Consider the following 26,209-nt stretch of genomic DNA (forward strand, 5'->3'; position numbering starts at 1 on the left):
GTATATTTTGATAGGTTTTTGATAAAGGATTATTGCGTTAAAATATCCTAGTTAATGTGTAGGATTTTTTGCCAATAAAAATAATAAATATCGAAAAATTGTGCTCATAACGATTTTTGATAGCAGGATGTCGAATACTTTAGAAGTGTAGAAATATTGTATACAATCATGCGTTATTCTTTTTTTGGTAGTCTGTTTCAATAATCCGCCCACCCTATGTTGAAGTAAACTACGATGCTATTACTATACACTAAACTTAACCATCGTGAACACAAATATATCCTTATGGGTACCGCATTTATTTTTTTCCCATTTATGGTGTAAAAAACAATTGCATTCGAAGATTATTCGGAAAGTACATAGGATAAAACGTGAAAACATACCCAATACCCAAATCTCTTTAAATATACCTATGGACTTCTTTAGTTCGATAATTTGTTGTGGATTACAGTATTTATATGTTGATGGTACTTTTATAAAAACCAACTCAATAAATGCCAACAATTATGACACGGACACTATTTTCTAGTTGCCTAGCCCTACTTTTATTTACTTTTAGTTATGGTCAGACTGTTACTTTTCAGACTGATGACGGCTTAACCGCAAAAACGGTATGTAAAGGGACTGAAATCCAACTAAATTTAGATATAGATCCCCCCAGACCTTCTGGAGGAACGAGCACTTATAATGTTCAATGGGAAAAAACAGTTAATCCAACATTTATAAGAAACTGTCCATTTCCTAGTGGTGACGGTTCTTGTTCGTTTTATCGAGAAACACCATTAGAAACAACAACGTATACGGTTACTGTTAATGGAGGTTCTTCGGGTTCAGTGAGAAGTACTGTAACGGTTACAGTAGAAGAGGTGCCAAATCCAGGTTTAAATACAACGATGTTTCTATGTGGTAGAACAGGTATTATTAATTTATTTGATGAATTAGATGGAGGGCCAGAATCTGGAGGTGTTTGGAGTAATGGAACAGGAACATATGATACCGCAGATCCTAATGGAGGAGCTTTTACATATACTATTGATAATGGAGCAGCTTGCCCTCCTGTTAGTGCTGTCATAACTGTAAAACCGTGCGGAAATAATGACTCTGATAATGATGGAGTTCCCGATACAACAGATAATGATGATGATAACGATGGTATTCCGGATACTATAGAAGATGGTTTTTGTACTGCAACTACGACGACACCAATTTTTGTATTAGAAGAAGATTTTGGTTTCGGGGGTCCAACACGAAGCAGATATGCAGAAGGATTAGGTTTGACTTACAATCCTGTGTTGCCACAGGATATTAATGGAAACGACGGAGAATATAACGTTGCTACTTCTACTCACTATCGTACCAATGTAGGATTTGATGCTACATTTCTTGCTACAGATCTTGTAGGAGATGTTGATGCCGATGGAAATACGGATGGTAGGTATTTGGCTATAAATATGAAATCGAGCGCATTCGCAGACTTGCCTGTTTTTGTGGCCGAAAATTTACCAGTTACTCCTGGACTTGAATATAATTTTAGCATGTCTATTGCTAGTTTAAATAATAATGCAGGAGAGTTACCTGCAAACTTAACCATAGAGGTTTTAGATCAAGTTGCAGGTACGCCTCTGTTTAGTGAGGATTCTGGTGAAATAGCGAACGGTTCCGATGCTTGGATCTTAGTAGAAGATACCTTCATTGCTCCCGCTGGAGTTAATATTGTTACGATACGAGTGATTAATAGACAAGGAACTGATGGGAATGGTAACGATATTGGTATAGACAATATTTTCTTATCCACGAATGCTTGTGATTTTGATCGTGATGGAATCCCAAATTCCCAGGATTTGGATGCAGATAATGATGGGATTTATGATATAGTCGAGTCAGGAAATGCAGCAGCAGATGCCAATGGAGATGGGCGCTTTGATGGCGCAATTAATACAGATGGTACATCTACTACTGTAGTTCATAATGTTATTAATTCTGATACCGATTCTAATCAAGACTTTTTAGATATCGATTCTGATGGAGATGGGATTATTGATAATATAGAAGGACAGTCAACAGCTGGTTATATTGCTTCAAGTGGAGTGGATGGCGATTTTAATGGAGTGGATGATAGTTATGATACCAATGGAACTGCAATTTCTCCAGTAAATTCTAATACCAATGCACTTCCTGATTATATTGATGTAAACTCGGATCCTATATCAGGAGATTGTTTAGAGGATACTATAGAAGCTTATGATATAGATCAGGATGGAATCCCTAACACGATAGCGGATGGTTCTGACATAGATGGAGATGGTTTGGATAATGCCTTTGATACTGTGGTGTTAGATAGGTTAACTGTGGAAACAAATGCTAGTAATGGAGGTACCGTTCCTACTGATTTCCCTAATAATCATAATCCCTTAACAGAAGAAAGAGATTGGAGAGAGGAAATAGGAGATGTTAATGTCGATCCTCTTACTATCACTATATGTGATCCCGTAAACTTATTTGATGAGTTACCAGTAGGTACGTTAACCACAGGAACTTGGAGTGTTCCTGCAATGGGTACAGCGCTTACAGGAGGACATTTAGGAACATTAGATCCTACTGTTACCGGTATTTTAGATGGAGTATATATATATACGCTACCTGTGTTATCTGCTGGTTGTCCACCAATTAGATACTTAATAGATGTTACAATTGACGATGTTTGTCAATGTCCAGATATAGATGAACCTATTGTACCAGCTGGACCAATAACAACGTGTATAGATGCAACACCATTACCTTCTGTAACAGTTACACTTGCTCCTGGTTTAGAAGGCCGTTGGTATTTGGCAGATGGAGTAACACCTATTGCTCGAGCGCAAGATACAGATACATTTACACCAGAAATTGGCGAATTAGTATTAGGAGATAATATATTTAGAGTAGAAGCCTATGACCCTGTTGAAATGTGTACGAGTGATTTGGTAGATGTTATATTTACGGTTACAGCTCCACCAGAAGCAGGAGAACCAAATGATACACCTCCGATACCAGTTGCTTTGTGTGAAGGAGATACTACTGTTGTTAATCTGTTCGATGAATTAACTGGAGAAGATGCGGGAGGCGTATGGACTGATGCTATAATGACGGTAATTCCCGGTGGTACAATTACCGCGGATACTAATATTGAAGGTGATTATACATATACAGTAACGAGTAATGGGTGTACCGATACTGCAGTAATATCTGTAACTATCAGTACAGTGCCTACACTAGTGTTTGGATCTACAACATGTGCTACTAACCGAACGACTTATGATGTGTCATTTACTACCAATGGTACTTGGGATATTTCAATAGACCCAGTTAATGAAGGTACTATTGATGTTACTAATTCAATGATTACTGGAATTACAGATGGAGTTGATGTAATAATAACAGCAACAAATCCTAGTAATACTGATTGTGTAGCAACTTTAATGGTTACTGCTCCGGATTGTAGTTGTCCAGATATTGTGGAACCTACAAACCCGAGTAATGAAAGTATTTGTATTGGTTCTACGGCGCCAGTGTTATCGGTAGATGTATTACCGGGTCAAACGGCAAACTGGTATGATCAAGACGGAAATTCTTTACTAATGAATAGTACCACTTATACTTCAACGGATACTGCAGCTGGTGATTATATATATAGGGTAGAAGCTTTTGATACAACAGAAAATTGTGCTAGTGACCGTATTGATGTTTTCTATCAAATTTTAGATATTCCGGTTGTTGATCCTATAGATCCGATTATGGCTTGCGAATCTTATGAGTTACCATCGTTAGCAGTCGGAAATTATTTTACGCAAATGAACGGAGCAGGTACTCAGCTTAATGCTGGAGATATAATTAGCACAAGCCAGGTAATTTATGTGTATGCAGAAACCGGAACAACACCAAATTGCTCTGATGAAGAAGTTCTTGATATTACCATAAATCCTTTACCTAATCCTGTTGCTCCAACAAATCCGGGAGATCGTTTTTGTGAAAGTTATACATTACCTGCGTTACAAAGTGGTCAAAGTTATTATACAGGATCTAATGGAAGTGGAACGCAATTAAATGCTGGAGATGTTATACAAGAAAGCCAAACGGTTTTTTTAAGAGAAGTTGACGGTAATAATTGCGAAAATGAAGTTCAGTTTTTTGTAGAAATTATAAATGTCGAAGAATTAGAAATAGAGTCAGGGATTATATGTGTAGGACCTTCTACAACAACGTCTGTTGTAATTAATACAGAATTAAGCGATATAGATTTTTCTTTTGAATGGAGTTTTGAAGGAACTGTAATTCCAGGAGCGAATCAATCTTTTTATGAAGCTACACAGCCTGGAACATATACAGTAACCTATACAGATGTGATATCAATGTGTACGGAAAGTTCAGAGGTAATAATTATAGGTGTTAGTGATCCAGAGAGTTTAAATCTTCAATTGTCTGCAGGAGCGTTTTCGGATAGCACTGATATTATAGCAACTGTTGTTGGGGATAGTACTTATGAGTATGTATTAGATGATGGAATTCTGCAAGAAAGTAACATATTTACAAATGTTTCGCTGGGATTACATGAGGTAACTGCAGTAGATATCAATGGATGTGGTTCAATTACAGCATCTATATTCGTAGTTGGTTTTCCAAACTTTTTTACTCCTAATAATGATGGTATTAATGATCAATGGGGTGTCATTGGAAATGCAGACACGCCAGAAATGGACATCTTTATTTTTGATAGATACGGAAAACTGCTTCAACAATTAAATAGAGATAATCAATGGGATGGAACCTATGGGGGCAAACCTCTTCCTGCCTCGGATTATTGGTTTGTCGCAGAATTTAGAGATGGATCAGCGACCTTCAGAAGACACTTTACACTAAAAAGATAATGAGAGTATTATATCTCAATTTCAAAACAAGCAAGATGAAATTTAAAAAAATATACCTAATGACAATGATAACATTGTTGTTTATAGGATTTGGAAATGCCCAAGAAGGATTATCTATATATTCCGATTATCTTACAGATAATTATTATTTACTACATCCATCTATGGCTGGTGCAGCTAATTGTTCTCAGGTTCGATTGACAGGTAGAAGAAATTGGGTAGGTCAAGAAGATAGTCCAGGATTATATACTGCAGCTTACAATGGTAGAATTGGTAATTCTCAATCAGGAATTGGTGCAATTGTGTATAATGATAAAAATGGTTTCACTTCTCAAACAGGAGGATATGTTACGTACGCACATCATTTGATGTTCTCTAGAAGCGAAGTAGATCTAAATCAATTATCTTTTGGATTAAGTGCCGGAATACTTCAATATAGATTAGATCAAACTAGATTTGACCCTAATGATCCTTTGGTTGGACCAGGATCTATAAGCCAAAGTGAATTTAACATGGATGTAGGTTTTTCTTATAACCTATATAATTTTTATACACACGTTACTGTAAAGAATCTTTTAAAAAACTCCGGAGTTAACAATGATTTACAAATAGTTAATAACCTACGGAATTATCTAGTATCCGCAGGATATGTTTTTGATCGTCCAGGAAAAACTTTTTCATATGAACCATCAATTCTATATTCTTATAGAGATGGTGTTGGTCAATCTACTATTGACTTCAATTTAAAAGTTTACAGTGATATGAATTTTGGGAAACTATGGGGTGGGTTATCTTACAGAAGGAGTTTTGATTCCATAGATTTTTTAGAAGGAGAGGAGATAAAGAGTCAGGCTTTAAATTATGTTACTCCGTTTGTTGGAGTTAATTTTGGAAAATATATGTTTGCTTATACCTACTCCTATCAATCAAATCCAGTGACATTTAATAATGGTGGTTTTCATCAAATAACATTGGGGATAGATTTTTCTTGTAGAGCAAAAAAGTATGCGTGTTATTGTCCTTGGGTAGAGTAATTTTCTTTAGGATTGTACTATCTGAAATTTTAAAAAAAAGTAAAGAGAACAGATAGAACATTATATTATAGTTAACTTCTTTTATTAAGAGGAAGATAGTTTGATATTTTTTTAAAGAAGGGATAACATCAGGTTTATTGTGGTAAAATATTTTTGAAAGAAAATAAATACACACAATGAATAGAAGAAATTTTTTTGAAAAATCTTTGTTAGTTGCTGGAGGTTTTATGATTGCTCCCATGTACATCAGCTGTAATAACGATGATGATATGGACATCAGTATTCCAGATCTTAGTACGGATAACTTTTTTGAAGGAGTAGCAAGTTTTGACCCAACAGATTCTAAGATTATCATATGGACACGATTCACTCCGAATACTGGTAGTTCTAATATTACAATTAATTGGCAAATTGCTTTGGACCAAAATTTTGATGATGTATTAAGAAGCGGTGAGTTTGTAACTGGAGCGGATAGGGATTATACCGTAGCAATTGATGTTCAAGAATTGCCTTCTAATAGTAAATTTTATTATCGATTCTTTGAGTTAGAGACGCAGACCACTTCTGTGATTGGCGAAACAATTACACTTCCTGCTGTGGGTGATACGGTAACAGATGTAAAATTGGCTGTTTGTTCTTGTGCAAACTTCGCAGCTGGGTTATTTAATGTGTATGGTGCAATGGCTAATTCGGAGGCAGATGTGATTGTTCATTTAGGAGATTACATATATGAGTATGGAGAAGGAGAGTATGGAACCAATGAGAATACTGTAGCTTTAGATAGAGTTCATAAACCAGCAAATGAAATTATATCACTTACAGATTACCGAGCTAGGTATAAGCAATATAGAAGTGATACTCAACTACAATTAGCACATCAAAAAAAGCCATTTATTTGTGTGTGGGATGATCATGAAGTTACCAATGATGCGTACAAGGATGGAGCAGAGAACCATCAAGATTCTGAAGGTTCTTATGAAGTCAGAAAACAAACGGCAATACAGGTATATAGCGAATTCTTACCATTACGATCTACTGATCCATCTAAGATTTATAGATCATTTGATTTTGGAAGTGTGTTAAGTTTACATATGCTAGATACGAGAATTATAGGAAGAGATAAACAACTTTCTTACGATGATTTCTTTAGTCCAACTTCAGGATTGGATGCTGTTGCTTTTCAAACAGCACTTCAGGACCCTAGTAGAACTTTACTGGGATCAGAACAGTTAAGTTGGTTGTCTGGAGCAGTTTCTGCAAGTAATGCAAATTGGCAAGTTTTAGGTCAGCAGGTATTAATGGGTAAGATGTTTATGCCAGCAGAGCTTTTAATTTTAATAGGAACTCTTGTGGCAGAAATAGGCGCTCTAGGAAGTGCAACTCCAGAGACGGCTTTGGCTTTTCAAACCGCGTTAACGGATTTGACAGCTATAAAATCTAGGCTTTTAGCAGGTGATCCGACGCTAACACCAGAAGAGATTACTAGGGTGCAAACAGTTGTTCCTTATAACCTAGATGCATGGGATGGATATTTTGTAGAAAGAGAGCAACTTTTTGCTATGTTAGGAGGAAAGAAAACAGTTTGTCTTGCCGGTGATACACATAATGCTTGGTATAGTGAATTAAAAGATGCAACGGGGAAAGAAATAGGAGTGGAGTTTGCTACATCATCGGTTTCTTCTCCAGGATTCGAAGGCTTTTTAGGAGTTGATGCCAATCAAGCTGCAGGTTTTCAGCAAGCCTTAGAGATATTAATAGATGATTTACAATATATGGATGCTACCCAAAGAGGATTCTTACAGGTAACCTTTACACCGAGTAGTAGTCAGGCGCAATGGAATTTTATAAATACCATAGCTGCTGAAAATTATACAGTAACTGTTGGGGAAACAGTTTCGTATAGCTAAGAATGTTTTTGTTTATAAGTATTTAGTCAAAACGCAACCTAAATAAGGTTGCGTTTTCTTTATGAGAATATCAGAAAAAAAAATTATTCTACACTACAATTCGTTAACTCTTTACAGAAACGAAGTAAATCTTCTTGATTGTTTTTATACTCTTTATTTGCTACTTTTTCTTGAACGATGGTACATCCTTCTGCTAATTTGGTAAGATTCTTTTTAAACCCAAAAACATAACCAGTTGACATAGTAGATTTACCTTTTTCACTTCCTGTAGGAAGAATTACTAGTTCTTTATTGTTAAATAGATATAAGTTTATTTTTTCAGATTCAAATAAAACTTTGCATAGTTTATCTGTTGCTCCACCAAGTATCATTTGACCAGCATCCACTTCACCATTCTTAATTGAAGATTCTTTAAATTTTATATTTCTAAAATGATCTCCGTCTACAAATACAAGTTCTTTGCATTTTTTAGCTTTTCTAACTCTAGTGCCAAAAGGTTTGCCATTTTGATCATATTCTACTGTTTTAAGACTGTAGGCAATTTTATTGATATCTGAGGTTTTGATGTCTACAAGGGTAGTGTCATTTTCTTTTGTTATTAAATACGCTTGATTAACTTCTATATCTGTACTTATATCATTCTGATCTTCTTCTTGATCGCTTAGGTCTTCAGTTACAACTTCAAAATGTCTGGACTTTGTTTCATTTGCTTTAAAATCTTCTATAAGTTGATCTGCAATTCTGTTAAAATATTTACCATCACTTTTGTCATAATCATTATCGATTATTTTTTGAGCATATTCTTTAACTTTTTCAGGTTCATCTAAATAATAATAGATTTTAGCGATGTTGTAATAACTCGCATATCGCACTTTACGTATTTTCCTTTTCTTGCCTTGGTAATTCGGGATTACGCTATTAAAATAGTCGATTACAGGTTGTACTTCGGTTTTGAGAGAATCAATAGATGCATTGTATTTCATTTTCTCAAAAGCAGATTGTAGTGTTTGATATGCTTCTTGATGCTTCGCAAATTCAGGATGTTTTTTAGACCTTAGAATCCAGAAAAATTCTCTTTCATGAGATTCAATGTCATAACCATATGTACTAGTAAGGTGACCTCTGGCAGAGCTTAAGAATTGTGATTTGTGGCTGCTTTTGTATTTATCTCTTAGATTATATCGGTTGTTGTTGTAGTAATCTTGTGCTTTTTTATAGGTGCTAAATTCTCCACTGGTATGAGTTTCACTTTCAGAATAGCTTTTTTCATAAGCGTTAGCATTTGTTGCGTTATTAACCGATAATGTAGCAGATGATGCGTAGTTTACATTGGCAGTGTATGTGTAGCTTACAGATAATACTTTACCGTCTTTGTCCTTTTTTTCGTGTTTTTCTTTTTTAATATCAACGGTTCCAATTTTGGTGCCGTGAAATTTGTAGTTGAGATCTAAAGTTCCTCCTGTTTTTACTTTAGAAAATCCAGGGATGGTTATAGAACCTGTATTTATAGAATATGTTCTTTTACTATCATCAAGGATAGGCTTAGAAGGTAGGTTTACATAAGAAGTCTTGAAATTTTCTCGATCTATATTGGCACTTTGAGCAAAGGATATAGTACATAAGAGTGATGCAATACAAGAAAGTAGTGTTTGTTTCATGAAATATGGGGTTTTAAAATAAAGGTGCGAAAATAGTTAAAAAAATGTTAACAGATGTGTTTGGTTATAATTTTTAGAGTTTTTGTAAAAAGAAAAAGCGTGTTTATTTTAAAAATAAACACGCTTTCATATATAATTAAATGATCTATTCTGCCAATTCTACGATTAGGCTATCATCTGTTTTAGTAACTTTAGTAAGACCTAGTTTAGAAAGTCCTTTCATACCCTTATCCCAAGCTTTATTACTTAAACCAGAAGCTGTTTTTAGATCAGCTAAAGGCATGCTTTGTTCTTTCTTGATAATTTCAAAAATAGCTTTTTCATTATCATTAAGAGATTCTATAATATTTGCCTGTGCGGTTCGCACCTCTGGTCGCATCTGTGGGAAGAATAGCACCTCTTGTATAGATTGATTATTAGTTAGATACATAATCAATCGATCCATACCGATTCCCATTCCGGATGTAGGAGGCATACCATATTCTAGGGCTCTGATAAAGTCGTTATCGATAAACATTGCTTCGTCATCACCTTTTTCACTTAGTTTTAATTGTGCTTCAAAACGTTCTCGCTGATCAATAGGATCATTAAGCTCAGAGTATGCATTAGCTATCTCTTTACCACAAACCATTAGTTCAAAACGTTCTGTAAGATCTGGATTGTCTCTATGTTCTTTACATAAAGGACTCATCTCTTTTGGGTAATCAGTAATAAATGTGGGTTGGATGTAATTTCCTTCACACTTTTCACCAAAAATTTCATCTATTAATTTTCCTTTACCCATGGTTTCATCTACTTCGATACCCATTCCTTTGGCTGCTTCACGAATTTCTTCTTCAGATTTTCCTGTAATATCAAATCCAGTAAAATGCTTTATCGAATCGGTCATCGTTACACGAGCATAAGGAGTTTTAAAGTTTATTTTATGTTCTCCAAAAGTAGCATCCGTAGTTCCGTTTACTGAGATAGCACAATGTTCTACTAGATTTTCTGTAAACTCCATCATCCAGTTGTAGTCCTTATAAGCTACATAAATTTCCATGGCGGTAAATTCTGGATTATGGGTACGATCCATTCCTTCGTTTCTAAAGTTCTTAGAAAACTCATAGACACCTTCAAAACCACCAACGATTAATCGTTTTAGATATAACTCATTAGCAATACGCATATATAAAGGAATATCTAGTGAGTTATGATGTGTTATAAATGGACGTGCAGAGGCACCACCAGGTATCGGTTGTAGGATAGGTGTTTCTACTTCAAAATATCCTTTGGTATTAAAAAACTCACGCATCGCGTTAAAAAGCTTTGTTCTTTTTACAAATACATCTTTAACGTGAGGGTTTACTACTAAATCTACATAACGCTGACGGTATCTCAATTCTGGATCTGTAAAAGCGTCATACACTTTTCCATCAGCATCGGTTCTCGGTTGAGGTAATGGTTTTAGTGTTTTACTTAATAATGTAAAGTCTTTAACCATTACAGTTTTTTCTCCTACTTGTGTAGTAAAAAGTTCCCCTTCGATACCAATAAAATCTCCTATATCTAATAACTTTTTATAAATCTCATTATACTTAGCCTTATCATCATCGGTACAAATTTCATCTCTATTAAAATATACCTGTATACGGCCATTAGAATCTTGTACTTCTGCAAAAGAAGCTTTCCCTTGTATACGTCTAGACATCAATCTACCAGCAATAACTACCTTTTTTCCTTCTTCATATTTCTGTTTGACATCTTCAGAAGTATGGTCTACCGGAAATAAAGCTGCCGGATATGGATTAATTCCTAGATCGCGTAGGGTTTGTAGTTTCTCTCTTCTTACAAGTTCTTGTTCTGATAATTGCATAATGCTGCCGTTTTAAGCGTGCAAAGATACGAAGTATGAGATAATCTTTCAATTGATTTTTAAGTATAGTCTTGCTTTAGTTTTTATGTTATAAGAGAACTTTATTAAATAGAAAAACAAAGAATTAATTTTTCGCTTAAAACCTTATTGTTTAAAACCTAGTCATAGAATAACTAAGATTCTAAAAGACTATTTCTTGTAGTTGTTAATAACAATATTAAGATTGTAAACTATTTTCTTCTTTTTTAACATTTTATTTAATTAAGGATCAGTACATTGCATTATGTAACACAAAAAGTGTACAACGAATGCTATGGGGATAGCAGCATTGTAATTTTTATAAAAATCAAATATTTGTTTATCGTAATACAGTAGAGAAGGACGTCTACTGGTACACAATAGTTTTATAAAAGTTGACAATATAGTTGTATTTAACCAACAAAAAAGTAATCAATGACATTGCAAAAAAACCTTTTGGGGCTGGTTTTTTTCTTTCTTTTGAATTCAACATTTTCTCAACAAAAGCAATTAGCAATAGCTAATGAAACTCAATATGAGTATGCTTCTGTAGAAACAGCCAACTTAAAAAATAATAATGCTACTCCTATAGTAGCTGTATCATCAATCCGTTCGGAAAGCTCATTAGAGACTAAGGGACATAATTTTATGTCAGAGGATTTGTCTACAGAATCGAGTACTTCGGCAAATTTTATTATAGAATCATTACCGATTAATTCTAAAAACTCGGATTATGCACCTAGTTTTTATAAAGGTGAATTGGTATTTGCTTCTTCTCGCAATGCCAAGTCTATGTCAGTTATTCTGCAGGAAAAAACAAATGAACCTTTTCTGGATTTATACAGAACCAGTAAAAACATTCCAGACAAAGGAATAGAGAAACTAAAAGGAGCTATTAATACCAAATTTCATGAATCTTCGGCTGTTTTTAGTCCAGATGGAAAAACGGTGTATTTTACTAGAAACAATTACTCTAAAAGAAAATTTAAAAGAAATACCAAAGGCTGCGTATTATTAAAAATATACAAAGCAACGTACGAAAACGGTAAATGGAAACATGTAAAAGAACTTCCATTTAACAGCGATGAATACTCTACTGCACATCCAGCATTATCTCCAGATGGTAAATACCTTTATTTTGCCAGTGATATGCCAGGAAGTTATGGTAAATCAGATATTTATGTAGTAGCCGTTAATGAAGATGGAAGTTACGGTACTCCAGAAAACTTAGGAGGTCTTATTAATTCTGCCGGGAGAGAAACGTTTCCACACGTGAGTGACACAGGTAAATTGTTTTTTGCTAGTGATGGACATGTAGGTTTTGGTGGACTTGATATTTTTATGGTGTTGCCTAATCAACAACGTTCTGGTTGGCAAGTGTATAATATGGGAGCACCAATTAATAGTGCAGCAGATGATTTTACCTTTATTATTGATGAAGAAAACAAAATGGGATATTTTGCTAGTAATCGTGGAGGTGGTAGAGGAGGAGATGATATCTATGGTTTTAGACAGATGATCTCATTAGAAAAGTATAGAGATTATATGCCTAAGGTTAAACATAAGATCAAAAGACATATGGATATCAAACCTATTTCTGAGGAGATTACATCTTTCTAATAGAAAATAATCAAAACCAACTGTTCTTTAAGAATTGTTAAACAGGGGATTTTTCTGTTAAAGAATAACAATTAACATAGATTGAAATTGTAAACATAATATATTGTTGTTATTAACCTTAACAAATATATTATGTTCAAAAAATTTCTAAGATCGACGGCATTCAGGTGTTAAAAAAATCTGTGCAAAAAGGGATTAACGGAGGATTCTATTTTGATGGAGAGTATGGAGAATGTCCGACTCCAAATTCCTTTTTTTGTGGAGTTCCTGATCACATTTGCTGTAACGGTCTATGCGTATTACCAGAGCATCCAGCTTGTGGTCTTTTTTAAAACAATCAAAAAGTAAAGCGAACTTAGTTCGCTTTACTTTTGTCTTAATAGGTACTTTCTTTTTTTTAAGAGTGTATTCTACTATAGTAATTTTTTCAACTCTTTGACTTTATCCACAATTCTTTGGTCCTTATTAAAATCTAAAGAACGTTCATAGTTGCGGATCGCATCCGATAGGTTATTGGTAATTGCTAGTTTATTGGCCAGACTTACATATGCATCAGCTTCTTTTGGGAATAAAACAGTATTAAATTTTAGTATTTCTATTGCGTCTATTTGTTTGCCGGCAAAAAACAGCACATTAGCATAGGTGTTTAATTCATACATATTTTCTGTAATATCTCTTAGTTCCTTTACAATACTTTCTGAGTTCTTTGATAAAAAATCAGATCCCTTTGTGGTAATAATAGTATTCATTTTAGTTACGGAGTAGTAGTTAGGAGTATAATTTCCAGAAAGGATATCCCTAATATCTTCCTCAATGGTTGTCTTGGGAGATTCTACGATCCGCTGCATTTCTTTGCCGTCTATATAAAAAATAAACGTAGGCACTCTATGAATGTTTAACCCTTCGTGTTCGCCTCCAGCACTTTGTTTGTAATGTTCGCGATCTGCATCTACCGCGATTGTAGTTAATCTGTTTAGCGGAAAGTTAGCTGCTTGTAGAACTTTATAAAATTTAGGCACTTCTCTCTTACTATCTCCGCACCAGGTTCCCATAAATATTTTGATAGTATAGTTCGGTAAGTCTGTTTTTATAGAGTTTATTACTTGTTCATTAGGAGTGTAGGACTCATAATTTTTAGAGAACCAAGTGCCATATGGAACTGTGTTTAATTTTTCGAAATTAATTTTCCCCGTGAGATTAGAGGTTCCTTTAGCGTTCGTTATTTCTTGATTAAATGATTGTGAATAGGTATGCGTAGTAATTGATAATAAAATCAATAATTGTATGATTATTTTCATTAGAGTAGGATTATATGGTGTATTCTTTGTGATAATATATGACCAACCCAAGTTTTTATAGAATTTGATTATTATCTATGATACTTGGGTTGGAGATATAGTATTTTTTATTTGCTTAAGGGGATACCGCTTACAGTATTCTTAATCTTAGGAGTGACCATCGCCTTTATCTTTAGAATTTGTTTTCCTGTAGCTGCATTAGTGGTGATTGTCACTTGCTTATTCTGCAGGTTGGGCTTACCATTGGTATTAAATGTCACAAGCATTTCTTCGGTTGCTCCAGGAGCAATTGGTTCTTTTGGCCAATTAGAAACAGTACAGCCACAACTTCCTTTTGCATTCACAATAACTAAAGGAGCATTACCTGTATTGGTAAATGAAAATGTATGCTTCAGAATATCACCTTCTGCTACAGTACCAAAATCGAATTCGGTTTCTGAGAAGGTCATCACCGCAACAGCAGTATTGCTTTTTTGCTCGTTTGGCTCAGTATGCATAGCAAGTGTTTCTGCTGTATTATCTTGGTTTGAATTACCACAAGATGATAGTGCAAAAGAGAAAATAATGGAGGCTAATACATAAGTAATCTTGGTTTTCATGTCTTTAGAATGTTTTAGTTATTACTATTTTTTTTGAATTTTGATTCTGAACCAAAACTCTAGACATGTGGGCAAAAATCCAATGAAAACAAGGTGGAAATAGGGACTAGACCCCCGATGGAATTTTGAAATCTAAAAAATAAAGAAATGAGAATTACCTGTTCTTATACAGTGTTTTCGCCTCTTCTCGGCTTTCGACCTCTATTTTTTTATAAAGGTTGTTGATATGTGTTTTAATAGTGCTTACGCTTAAAAATAGTAAAGAAGCGATCTCTTTATTCGTTTTATCTTGTAGAATTAGATCTAAAATCTTTTTTTCTTGTTGTGTAAGTTTACTTTCTGTTAGCTTATTAGTGTTCTTGTTTTTTTTCAATTTCTGAAATAGATAAAGGTTTAATGATATGGACCCTATTAATAACGATATGATGATCCAGACCCAATACCGTGTTGTTTTTTCTGGAGTGATCTCTACAGAAAATTTATCGGCAGCTAACTCTGTTTTATATTGTTTTACATAAGGACTATCAGGATACTTTTTTTCTAATCGTTCTAATAATTCATCATAATAAGTATTCTGCTTTAGATCCTGCAGATAATAGGTATATAAATTATTAGATTTATTGGATAAGAATGAATAGATGTATAATTCTGTCAATGGTTCTCGCTGGCTTTTTCCGAATTCCTGTAAGGTATTAAACCATTTTCTTGAATTTACTTTTCTATTAGCTTCACTTCGGTATGAGCTAAAGGCATACCGCATATCTTCTATAATAGAATCTACTTTAAGAAATGTATTACTCCGTTCATTAGTAGAAACAACTTCACAAAATACTTCTTCTTCTATAGTAAATGGGAGTGAGATCGTATCTTCATTTTTAGCAATAAAAAGAATTTCTTTACTGTTTAGACAAATCCCATTAAAATGAATGGACTCTTTGTCTTCTTCAGAGCAATTTTCCGTATGGATTCGATATATCCTGTTTTGAGTAGGAAGATTATTTTCTGTAAACACAAAGTAACCTGTAGAATCGGGAGCTACTTTTTGGATGATTTGTTCTGGATAGATACCAGACATTTTTCTGTAATCTTCTATAAGAGATAAAAAGACATTACTGTCTTTATTACTGTTGTCAACATAACCAGAAAATTGATATTGACTCCATATTGCAGGAGAGAAGATTAAAAAGGAGATCCAAAGAATAATTTTGATCCATTTCATAGAATAATGTCAAGCTTTTTAGAAATGAACCCAATATAAAAATAATTTTAAGATAGAGGTGTAACATAATGGGATATAAGACTACCTATAATTATATTATTTAATCTATTTTTGTTTATGAGTATTTGGAGAGTTTTATTATCGATTTTTTTTCCACCTTTAGCTGTTTTAGATAAAGGATGCGGATCAATTATAATCGTACTTTTGTTAACTTTATGTGGATGGGTTCCTGGTGTGATAGCAGCATTGGTAATTATAAATAATCCAAATAAATAATTTTTAATTAATTTCTCGAAATTGAAAAACTAAACATATGAAAAAAGTTTCCCTGTTAATACAGGCATTTTTGGTGGCAATTCTATTGGTGGGATGCCAATTTTCTGAAGATTTACATATTAATGAAGACGGAACAGGAAAGATTTCTTTCAATTTTGATGGTTCCGAAATTATGCAAATGGGAGGTGATAAAATCACTGAAGGAAAAGAAGAGGTCATCGATTCTACTTTAGTTTTTAAAGAATTTTTAGAAGAGAAAAAAGATAGTATTTCTAAGTTGCCTAAAGAAGAACAGGAAAAGTTAAAGAAACTAGAGAGTTTTAAGATGCATATGCTAATGAATCCACAGTCCAAGGAGATGAAATTCGATTTGTACTCAGAATTTAAAAAAGTAGAAGAGCTTGGAGATGTATTTAATAGTTTTAAAACTGCTTCTACCATAGGTAATCAGAAAAAGACAGGTCCTGCAGGAGATCCGTTGGCAGGTTCTAAAGGAGAAGATCCTACTGAAGTGATTTATTCTTATGGAGAAAATAAGTTTAAAAGGATTACCAAAATCTTAGATAAAGATAAGCTGAAAATGAGTATGGATAGTTTAGAGCAGATGAAAATGTTTTTGGCAAGTTCTAAGTATAAAATTAATTACCATTTTCCGAAAAAAATAAAGAAGATATCATCAGAAAAAGCAATGTTTAGTCAAGACGGTAAAAGTTTTACGCTAGAAGTTGGTTTCTTAGAATACATGGAAGATCCTACCGTATTGGATGTAGAGGTAGAGTTAGAGAAATAATTAGTGTAGAATACTAAAATATAATACAAAAGGTGCTGTTCTCGGAACAGCACCTTTTGTATTCTTAAGATAGGAAACGATTATATTTTTCCTCTTTTTATAAGTTCGCGAACCATTTCTTTTATGGCTTCACTTCTTTTACTTCCCATAGATAGTTTGATATCATGATCCATAATCCCTAATTCTTTTTTGTTTCCATATATCTTAAAAGTCATAGAATGATAAGAGGCCAATGGGAACTTTTTAGTGTTGAAGATAAAAAAGTACTCACCACTTACAGTACCTACCTCGCGAATAGCAGAACCAATTAATGTATGATCGCCTTCTTCTACATGAGGATCACCAATATAAATGTTATACTTTACCTGATCAACCATGCTTTTATTTAGTTGACTATACGCTTTCTCAGAAGGAAAAGCTATTAAGTGGATATCTAGATCATTAAAATCACGTTCTACTCTATGTCCTTTTCCACTTAGTAGTTTACGTTCTTTGTCTAGTTTTTTTAGTATTCTTTCTGGTCTTTTAGGTGTTTGTTCAACGAGTTCTTCAAACTTAGTTGTCTGAAAACCTTCTGGAGTAAAAATACCCATCTCCATCGCAAGTTTAAAGATTTTCTTCTTAGATAGAAAATAGTGGTGTTTAGAATTTATTAATAGGGTATCCTTCGCTTCATCTCTAAAAAATGCATTGTATGGATATGACTTATCAGAATGAAAAAGTAAAGATGCTACTTTTAAATCTCCGGCTCTAAATATAGGGTTTTTGTCTAAGTCACTTATCTGAAAATGTCTTAGCCCTTTTGCTTTTATTTTTTCAATGTGTGCAACTTTTACTTTGTCAATAAAGACTTCTCCTTTTTTGACTTTTATTTTTTGGCCAAAAGAAAATACGGAAATGAAAAGAAATACTAAAAGTAATGAATGCTTCATATTTTGGGGTTTATATATTAAAAAGGTGGCAAATATAGTTATAAATAAATAGATGGTTTTTAGTGTTTTAGAATGTAGAGAAGAACTTTTTTAATCTCGTATCTTTGCATTGATGAATAAGAAGATAGAACTACAAGAATTAGGGGTAAAAGATTTTAAGGAAACTTGGGAATATCAAGAAATACTTTTTAAAGGAATTCTAGATACAAAAATTAAGAATAGAAGAGAAGATGCTAATTTAGATACCAGTAATTATTTTCTTTTTGTAGAGCATCCACATGTATATACGTTGGGTAAAAGTGGTGATATAAGTAATTTGTTATTGAACGAAGAACAATTACAAGAAAAGGGAGCTACTTTTTATAAGATAAATCGAGGAGGCGATATCACATATCACGGACCTGGGCAGATTGTAGGATACCCTATTCTGGATTTGGATAATTTTTTTACCGATATTCATAAATATTTACGCTTTCTAGAAGAAATGGTTATTCTAACTCTAGCCGAGTATGGAATTACTGGAGTACGAAGTGATGGAGAGACTGGAGTTTGGTTAGATGTGGGTACTCCTTTTGCTCGTAAAATTTGTGCGCTAGGAGTTAGAGCTAGTAGATGGGTTACGATGCACGGTTTTGCATTTAATGTAAATGCAGATCTTGGGTATTTCGATAATATTATTCCTTGTGGGATTAATGACAAAGCAGTTACATCTCTAAATGTAGAATTGGGGGTTGAAAAAGTGAATGTAGAAGAAGTGAAAGAAAAATTATTGAAACATTTTACAAAATTGTTTGAAGCAGAATTTATAAAACAAAAAACCGAAGTATAAAATACCTCGGCTTTCTTTGACTAAAAACTAAACAAATCAAATAGGTTGGGGTTAGTTTATTTTATATCCTTCGAACCAGCTACCGGTTCCGTCAACTCTTACATCTGCACCTCCAAAATTTCTTAAGTTTACAAAAACTTCTTGTCCAACATTTAGGAAGTAAATACCACTTACATCGGTTTTCACGTCATCTCCATCCACAATTTGAGTAAAATCGACACCTGTATCTACATTAAAGCTAATTCTAAAAAAAGAAGTTGTAACAGCATTAGATTGTCTTACCACAGCATGTAGATAATAGTATCCACTTTCTGGAACAACAAATCTTTTAGTAGTTGTATTAAAAGCGTTGCGCGTATCGTAGGTTCTAATATCCCAGATATCTGTTTCTATAGTTGTATTAGCATCTAGATCTTTTACAGCAAAACCATTACCTCTAACTTTAAAAACTACAGGTGTAGTGGTTGCAGTGGCATTATCTACATAGGTTTTTACGGCTCTCTCTGTTGGGATTGCATTATTACTATTACTTCCTAAAGTTGCATCGGTAGAAATTTCATTAACAGAAGTTCCATTTTCTAATTTTAGATCTCCATTGATGTCCAGTTTTGCGGTTGGAGAGCGATCAATACCTACATTACCACTATTTATGTTCTCAATATCATTTCCGTTAGAAATCCATCTAGTGTCACCGGATGTAATAGCGTACGGAACTGCCATTAATTCATTGGTTCCAATTTCTGCTCCATTTAGGGATATGGTTACATATGATGCAATTCCTCCCCATTGTAATGTATCAAAGTCACCTGTTACTGGCGTTCCGTTACCAATTAATAATGCAAATACACCATTTGTATTCGTAGTAATTGTATGGTTTTCTACATAACTTGCAGCAATATCTGGTGCTCCAAATTTTAGGGCTATTTGTATATTGATTGATTCTTCTGCGAGAATATCACCGCTAGCATTTTTGGCCACTCCTTGGTAGTTGATAAAGTTTTTTTGTACAGATTGGGCAGAGACCAATGCGCAAATTAGTAGAAGGCTAAAAAGGATTACATTATTTATTACTTTTTTCATGATTTTAAAATTTATAAATGAGGTTATTTTTTGATGATTTTAAATATTTTGTTTTCATTGATTTCAGGAATCGAAATTCTTAGTACGTAGGTTCCTTGGGCTAATGAGCTTATGTCGATCTGATGATTTATCATTGACGTATTGATTTCTTGAGTAAGTACTTCTTGACCATTAAGATTGTATATAGAAGCTGTGTAATGATCGATATTCGGAGTCCTAATCGTAAAGAAGTCTGAAACTGGATTCGGAAATATTTTAATAGCTCCGTTTTCTGGTTGGAACTCTTCTGTAGAGAGTTGATTTAAGGAACCAATACCCGACCAAAACCCTTGGTCTATAGACTGCGAATTAGAAATTGTTTCTATAAAGGGTTCCCCAATAGTAAAGTTTAGGGTATAAGATGTATTACTACTTACACCTCCAGAATTAGAAATCACACTCGTGTCAATCGATTGTGCCTGGATGGTCGAGGCAATACATAATAAGGATAAAATTTTTAAAGTTTTCATGACATCTTAATTACGTTGTTTCACATTAGTGAGACGCAGTATTAAAATGTCAACATGAAATCTTTATAAAATTTAAATCGATGTTAGTTTATCTGATAAATGAGAACACTATTTTCTTCTCCCTGAACAGCAAATTCTAGGTTTTTATCCTTATCCATATTACCTAAACTGATTACAGAGTTCCCATAAACTGGGAAATTAGGAAGTAGTTCTGCATTACTGTCATATACATATACTTTCTTGGTTTGTATATCTGTGATAGCTACGTAGATTTTATTATTGATATAAAAAATCTGAGGTTTTGTATACACTCCAAAATCTAACTCTAAGGTTTTCTCTTTGATAGATAATTTGTTTTCAGAAAAAGTAACTAATGTTTTGTTGGTAGAAACCAAGGAACTATTTTGATCTAATTCCTTATCTACCATGGTTACCGAACCATCAGATTGAACTTGTATTAGTTTTCCGTCTTTAGTAGTAGAGGTAAACTTATTTTGATATTGTTGCCATTGATTTTTAGAAAAATCTATGTTTTGTTTTACATCTACTCTAGTTCTTCCTAAACGATCTAAAATATTTAATTTTCCATTTTCTTCGGATATAAGAATGTAGTCTTTACTGCCGATTCGGATATGTGTAGGAGGTATCACAAGATTGGTTTCAGTAGCTTTAAATCCAAAACCAGTAACTACTTTTCCTTCCGCATCTAGCATGGTAACTTCATTACCTTGCGTAATAATAATACGATATCGCTTATTTTTATCGTAATCAAATAAGGATAACGGCTGGGTAATAGCTTTTTCGAATTTTTTAGGATACGAAGTAACATCTTTTCCATCCCTATCTACAAGATAAAGTGTGTTTTCGGTGTTAAATAACAATTGATATCTACCATTTTTATAAATATCTATTTGTTGGATATCGCCCATAATGGCTCCATTAATCTGTTTTTTCCAAAAAATAGTTCCTTTATCCGAGATTAGATAGAGATTGTTGTCTACATCTTGTACTGCGATATCCATCCCTTTGGTTCTATGGTTTTGTACCAATATGGGATTATTAAGTATTTTATTTTCTAATGTAGTAGACGCTGTTTGTGTAACCGAAGTCGCAGATCCTTTTGCGATGTTTTTTTGTAAGACTCCATGAATATGAGCAAAGTTATTTTCTTTTATAATCTGAAAAGCACCAATTTGATATCCAATAGTTTTAGCTTCTTTCCAAGGTTTTTGCTCATCTTCTTCTATAGTTTCAGCAATGTACTCTTTGAGATGTTTAACAGTGCTTACCATTAAAATTGATGATTCATCAGAAAGCTTTTCTAGCGTATTCGAGTAATAAGTTTGTTCTTGTAATACTGTTTTATTAAGGATGTTTGCTATAATAGTCTGTAAACCATTTTTAGAAGAAGCAAATACAATATGATTTTCGTAATTGAAATAAAATTTAGCTTCAAATTCTGGAATCAATGGTTTTAATAATCCAGAAAATGTTGTGGTTTCATCATAACTAAAAATATCAACGTTTCTATATGCTCCAGATGGAGATCCAGCTAGTTGTTCTAATGTGTTTTCTGATGCTAAAGAAGTAAATGTTACAATACTTTCATTTTCTGTAAAAATAATACCGATTTCCGAAACTCCAGAGAATAAGTCATCGAGATCATCTGGGATATTTTCTATCTCTCTATCTTGAGCTAATGCTAAGTTCTTTTTAAGCGCATAAAAATCATCATACGTATATGAAATAAAACCTTTGGCGGTAATCGGAGTAATTTTGGCGATTTGATTCTCTTGAGCGATGGTATTATCAAAAATTCCAATTGTGGTGGATAATGAATCTTTTTCTATTGCAATTCCATCAAGGTAAATGGCATTTTGCTCCACTTTAGCATCTACAGAAATCCAACCGCTAAAGTTTGATAACTGCGATAAGTCACTATTGGGAAGTAATGCGCTTTGAATTTCTTTTAGTTCTTTTCCATTTGCCAAAACTGCTAATGGATTTTTGGAGTCTGAAACTTCATACGCTTTTATAAGATCTTCTTGTACTGGGATTGTATTTTCTTGTTGACGTATTGCATTTTCAATCAATATCTGAGAAGAGGAAGCAATTAATAAACTGTCTTGTTTGGTAGCATAGAAAGTCTGTTCACCAGAAATGACTTTATGGATCACTTTGTTAGCATAATTTATAGTTTCGATTGTTCTTTTGTTTAAAGAATCTTTACCAATTATAGCAGGATCAAATTTTGAAATATAAGTGTATTCAAAATCATTTTTACCTATTGGAGAAAAACAGAGTAATCCTTTAGATTGTTTTATTTGATCTAAAACTGGAAGATTTTTAAAATAAGTAAACAACGCTACGTCTTTATTTTTCTTTAATAAATCATTATCACGTAGCATGTTTTTTGCCTGTTCTAAATCATTTATTTTTAAGATTACTTGAGCATCTTTTGGTATGTAATCAATAAGAGTGTTCGGTTTTTCGGTAGTCGTGTTACAAGCTAAAACAATTGTGGATAGTAGAATTACAACTATTTTTTTCATGTGTTTATTTTCCTTTATATTCTTGATTCTATTCAAGTTGTCATTACGATTTAATAACTTTCTTTTTACAATAACTGTTTTCAAAAGCCTATTAGTGGTCAAAGATAATTATTTGAATTCTAGCGCAAGCTGTTCTGGTAATAATCTAAAACTTTTTCTATGATATTTAGTAATTCCATACTTTCGTATTGCCTCTCTATGTTCTGCTGTCGGGTATCCTTTATTTTTTTTCCAATTGTACATTGGGAATTCCTCGTGAATCTTTTCCATATATGCATCACGATATGTTTTTGCTAATACAGATGCCGCAGCAATATTCATATATTTTCCGTCACCCTTAATAACGCAAGTATAGGGTATATTATGATATGGTTTAAACCTATTTCCATCTACAGAAATATGCTCTGGCTGCGGTGTTAATTGTTCGATAGATTTTTGCATGCCTAATATAGAGGCATTTAAAATATTAATTTTATCTATCTCTTCCATATAAATATGTGTCACACCATAGGTAATAGAGCAGTCTTCTAATAGCGGTCGTAGTATTTTGCGTTTAGCTTCGCTAAGTTGTTTGGAGTCATTTAAGATTTCATTGCTAAAATCATCGGGTAATATAATGGCTGCTGCGGTTACTGGTCCTGCCAAACAACCACGACCAGCCTCATCAGTGCCGCATTCGATGAGATCAGGCTTTAATTTTAATTCGAGCATAATACGAAGATAACGTAAGAACTGAACATCAGAAAACTATTTTTAATAATCGATAAAAAAACTTAGTATTAAAACGGGCAATTCATACCTATTGACTTTCGTTAAAAAAGTATATTTTTGCCATCAGTTTACTATATAGATGAAAAAGAACTTAGTATTTATAATTATACTTTTATTAGGATCCATAACCTTTGCCCAAGAAGGAAATGAAGAGGAGATAGATGGAGGAGGTACGAATATTCAGCAGAAACCGGACTTCGCTAAGAGCAAAAGGCCTTTGACCAAAAAAGGTAAGAGTAAGCCTCCTATTACAGATTATAAAATTATAGATCTAAAAAATGATACGACCTTTGTAGATACGACCTTAACTATACAAAGAGATTATAATTTTAATTACTTACGTAGGGATGATTTTGGTTTACAACCTATTAATAATGTAGGGCAGACATATAATAGCTTGGTTAAGATTGAGGAACGAGATCACGTATTACCACTTTTTGGTGCTAGAGCGAGGCATTTTAATTTTATGGAGGCTGAGGATATTAAGTATTACAATGTTCCTACACCACTAACAGAGTTATATTTTAAAACTACTTTTGAACAAGGCCAGCAGTTAGATGCTTTTCTTACGATTAATACTTCTCCTAGATTAAATCTTTCTATTGCGTATAAGGGTAATAGGTCGCTAGGTAAATATCAACACGCATTGACCAGTACTGGTAATTTTAGAGCAACGGCTAATTATAGTACTAAAAATGATAGATATAGAATCAAAACTCATTTTGTATCTCAAGATTTGTTGAATGAGGAAAATGGTGGGTTATCAGAAAATGGACTTAACCAATATCTTTCTAATACGGAAGAATTTCAGGATGCAGATGAATTTTCTGATAGAGCTGCTATAGAAGTTAATTTTGAGAATGCTGAAAGTATTTTGTTAGGCAAAAGATTTTATCTAAATCACAGGTATTCGATCATAAAGAAAACAGATAGCTCTAGTACGGATGTAGCAGTCGGTCACATATTAGATATAACAGATAAGTCTTTTCAGTTTGACCAAGATGCAGCTAGTGATCTTTTTGGAACGTCTTATGAAACCACCGGAGCTCTATCAGATAAAGTAGCGTTAGAAGATTTTACGAATCAGGTATTTTTAAATGTTAATAACGTCTGGCTAGGTAATTTAAGAGTTAATGCCGGATATTCTGATTATAATTATGGTTATAATACGATTGTTACTCTAGAAGGAGGAACTGATATTACAAATAGGATTAAAGGTAATGTACTTACAATAGGTGGTTCTTATCAAAAGAATTACAAAGGATTTGAATTAGCTGCTAACGGAATGTCAATCATCTCAGGAGATTTTGACGGGAATTATCTAAATGCATCTGCAGGATATCAACTACACGATTATGGATTACAATTAGGAATTAGTTCGAATTCCACGGCTCCTAATTATAATTTCTTATTGTATCAAAGTGATTATGTGGGGTATAATTGGCAGAACTTCAACAATGCCAATGAGGATGATAATTTTAAAAATATAGAGACTCAAAAAATTCAGGCGAATATTCAGGTAAAGAAGTTTGCAAATCTTGAAGCAAGCTTCACTACAATTGATAATTATACTTATTTCACCAAAGGAACCGATTCTTTAACAGTTCCAGAACAGTATGATGGTAAGGTAGAACTCTTGAAATTGAAGCTTTCTCAAAACCTAAATTTTGGATGGTTGGGGATTGATAATTCCATTCTATATCAAAACGTTTCAGGAGGAGAAGTTTATAGAGTTCCAAATGTAGTGACACGTAATAGTGTTTATTATCAAGATCATTGGTTTAAACGAGCATTATTTTTACAGACTGGAGTTACTTTTAAGTATTATTCAGAATATGATGCAGACGGATATGATCCAGTGTTATCTGAGTTTTATGTGCAAAGTCAGAATGAGATAGATTATTTTGATCAATTTAATAACAGTGATCCTGATAATATTGTAGATACTAGACAAACCTTTGGTGGTTTTCCTCAATTTGATATCTTTTTTAATGCTAAAATTAGACAAACTCGAATCTACTTTAAGGTAGAAAATTTTGGAGAAGCTTTTAGTCAGAATAACGAATTTTCTGCTCCCGGATATGCACCACGTGATGCTGTTATCCGCTTTGGGTTGGTTTGGAACTTCTTTTTATAAAATATATAACTTCATAGTATAACTTATTTATTAGTTGGCTGTTTTTTTTGAAATGATTCACAATAGGAGGGGATTATTGTATTCATCAATTATTTTTCTTGGACTCTCTGAAGCTTTTTATTCTTCATATTTTCATTTTATACATACTTTGATATATCTTCTTTTTTGAAGAAGTAAAGTGAATAGTTATAAAATATTTTAAGTGTTTGATAAATGCTCAT

19 protein-coding genes are annotated in these 26,209 nt (G+C 33.3%); 9 read left to right on the plus strand and 10 right to left on the minus strand.

Features of this window, described 5'->3' with window-relative positions; all coding sequences use genetic code 11:
- Window positions 1–506 precede the first annotated feature (506 nt).
- The 3 genes from H526_RS0124490 (at window position 507) to H526_RS0124500 (ending at window position 7,845) form a co-directional block, all read left to right on the plus strand.
- Window positions 507–4,904 carry a T9SS type B sorting domain-containing protein gene (locus H526_RS0124490; RefSeq protein WP_162144513.1) on the plus strand — a complete coding sequence of 1,466 codons (4,398 nt, stop codon included), beginning with the start codon at window positions 507–509 and terminating at the stop codon, window positions 4,902–4,904.
- A gap of 35 nt (window positions 4,905–4,939) precedes the next feature.
- On the plus strand, window positions 4,940–5,938 hold the full coding sequence (locus H526_RS0124495) for a PorP/SprF family type IX secretion system membrane protein (protein WP_027395366.1): 999 nt from the start codon (window positions 4,940–4,942) through the stop codon (window positions 5,936–5,938).
- A gap of 176 nt (window positions 5,939–6,114) precedes the next feature.
- Window positions 6,115–7,845 (plus strand): alkaline phosphatase D family protein, encoded by a 1,731-nt coding sequence (locus tag H526_RS0124500; RefSeq protein ID WP_027395367.1) that lies wholly within the window; start codon window positions 6,115–6,117, stop codon window positions 7,843–7,845.
- Between the two features lie 83 nt (window positions 7,846–7,928).
- Here H526_RS0124500 and H526_RS0124505 read toward each other — a convergent pair whose 3' ends face one another.
- Together H526_RS0124505 and lysS are read right to left on the minus strand one after the other, a co-directional pair.
- Complete coding sequence (locus H526_RS0124505; RefSeq protein ID WP_027395368.1) at window positions 7,929–9,503, minus strand: hypothetical protein; 1,575 nt, start codon at window positions 9,501–9,503, stop codon at window positions 7,929–7,931.
- Window positions 9,504–9,648: 145 nt separating this feature from the next.
- On the minus strand, window positions 9,649–11,358 hold the full coding sequence (gene lysS, locus H526_RS0124510) for a lysine--tRNA ligase (protein WP_027395369.1): 1,710 nt from the start codon (window positions 11,356–11,358) through the stop codon (window positions 9,649–9,651).
- 453 nt (window positions 11,359–11,811) lie between these two features.
- Between lysS and H526_RS30085 the strand changes: the two genes are divergently transcribed.
- Window positions 11,812–12,996, plus strand: coding sequence for a TolB family protein (locus H526_RS30085; RefSeq protein WP_051336321.1), 1,185 nt, complete (start codon window positions 11,812–11,814; stop codon window positions 12,994–12,996).
- Between the two features lie 167 nt (window positions 12,997–13,163).
- Window positions 13,164–13,328 carry a hypothetical protein gene (locus H526_RS31995; protein ID WP_155839773.1) on the plus strand — a complete coding sequence of 55 codons (165 nt, stop codon included), beginning with the start codon at window positions 13,164–13,166 and terminating at the stop codon, window positions 13,326–13,328.
- Between the two features lie 81 nt (window positions 13,329–13,409).
- Here H526_RS31995 and H526_RS0124520 read toward each other — a convergent pair whose 3' ends face one another.
- The 3 genes from H526_RS0124520 to H526_RS0124530 all read right to left on the minus strand — a co-directional run bounded on the left by H526_RS0124520 (window position 13,410) and on the right by H526_RS0124530 (window position 16,112).
- Window positions 13,410–14,294 (minus strand): thioredoxin family protein, encoded by an 885-nt coding sequence (locus tag H526_RS0124520; protein ID WP_027395370.1) that lies wholly within the window; start codon window positions 14,292–14,294, stop codon window positions 13,410–13,412.
- Between the two features lie 107 nt (window positions 14,295–14,401).
- Window positions 14,402–14,893: a DUF1573 domain-containing protein gene (locus H526_RS0124525; RefSeq protein ID WP_027395371.1), complete on the minus strand. Its 492-nt coding sequence runs from the start codon at window positions 14,891–14,893 to the stop codon at window positions 14,402–14,404.
- A gap of 154 nt (window positions 14,894–15,047) precedes the next feature.
- Window positions 15,048–16,112, minus strand: a complete 1,065-nt coding sequence (locus tag H526_RS0124530; protein ID WP_027395372.1) for a response regulator transcription factor — start codon at window positions 16,110–16,112, stop codon at window positions 15,048–15,050.
- 117 nt (window positions 16,113–16,229) lie between these two features.
- Here H526_RS0124530 and H526_RS31565 point away from each other — a divergent pair, with 117 nt between their 5' ends.
- Both H526_RS31565 and H526_RS0124540 read left to right on the plus strand, forming a co-directional pair.
- On the plus strand, window positions 16,230–16,388 hold the full coding sequence (locus tag H526_RS31565; RefSeq protein WP_081415682.1) for a YqaE/Pmp3 family membrane protein: 159 nt from the start codon (window positions 16,230–16,232) through the stop codon (window positions 16,386–16,388).
- Between the two features lie 37 nt (window positions 16,389–16,425).
- The gene (locus H526_RS0124540; protein WP_027395373.1) at window positions 16,426–17,178 is read left to right on the plus strand and encodes a hypothetical protein; all 753 of its coding nucleotides are present in this window, start codon (window positions 16,426–16,428) and stop codon (window positions 17,176–17,178) included.
- Between the two features lie 80 nt (window positions 17,179–17,258).
- On the opposite strand, the gene H526_RS0124545 is transcribed toward H526_RS0124540, so the two are convergent.
- Window positions 17,259–18,110: a hypothetical protein gene (locus tag H526_RS0124545; RefSeq protein WP_027395374.1), complete on the minus strand. Its 852-nt coding sequence runs from the start codon at window positions 18,108–18,110 to the stop codon at window positions 17,259–17,261.
- Between the two features lie 112 nt (window positions 18,111–18,222).
- Here H526_RS0124545 and lipB point away from each other — a divergent pair, with 112 nt between their 5' ends.
- Entirely contained in the window at window positions 18,223–18,939 is a 717-nt protein-coding gene (gene lipB, locus H526_RS0124550) for a lipoyl(octanoyl) transferase LipB (protein WP_027395375.1), read from the plus strand.
- Between the two features lie 51 nt (window positions 18,940–18,990).
- On the opposite strand, the gene H526_RS0124555 is transcribed toward lipB, so the two are convergent.
- The 4 genes from H526_RS0124555 to H526_RS0124570 all read right to left on the minus strand — a co-directional run bounded on the left by H526_RS0124555 (window position 18,991) and on the right by H526_RS0124570 (window position 23,791).
- Window positions 18,991–20,019 carry a hypothetical protein gene (locus H526_RS0124555; RefSeq protein WP_027395376.1) on the minus strand — a complete coding sequence of 343 codons (1,029 nt, stop codon included), beginning with the start codon at window positions 20,017–20,019 and terminating at the stop codon, window positions 18,991–18,993.
- A 23-nt stretch (window positions 20,020–20,042) separates the two neighbouring features.
- The gene (locus H526_RS0124560; RefSeq protein ID WP_027395377.1) at window positions 20,043–20,528 is read right to left on the minus strand and encodes a T9SS type A sorting domain-containing protein; all 486 of its coding nucleotides are present in this window, start codon (window positions 20,526–20,528) and stop codon (window positions 20,043–20,045) included.
- An 83-nt stretch (window positions 20,529–20,611) separates the two neighbouring features.
- Complete coding sequence (locus H526_RS0124565; protein WP_027395378.1) at window positions 20,612–23,080, minus strand: hypothetical protein; 2,469 nt, start codon at window positions 23,078–23,080, stop codon at window positions 20,612–20,614.
- A 108-nt stretch (window positions 23,081–23,188) separates the two neighbouring features.
- Window positions 23,189–23,791: a ribonuclease HII gene (locus H526_RS0124570; RefSeq protein ID WP_027395379.1), complete on the minus strand. Its 603-nt coding sequence runs from the start codon at window positions 23,789–23,791 to the stop codon at window positions 23,189–23,191.
- A gap of 139 nt (window positions 23,792–23,930) precedes the next feature.
- Here H526_RS0124570 and H526_RS0124575 point away from each other — a divergent pair, with 139 nt between their 5' ends.
- A complete protein-coding gene (locus H526_RS0124575; protein ID WP_027395380.1) occupies window positions 23,931–25,988 on the plus strand; it encodes a putative porin in 2,058 nt (685 codons plus the stop codon).
- Window positions 25,989–26,209 lie beyond the last annotated feature (221 nt).

This window comes from Aquimarina latercula DSM 2041, assembly GCF_000430645.1.
Taxonomy (GTDB): Bacteria; Bacteroidota; Bacteroidia; order Flavobacteriales; family Flavobacteriaceae; genus Aquimarina; species Aquimarina latercula.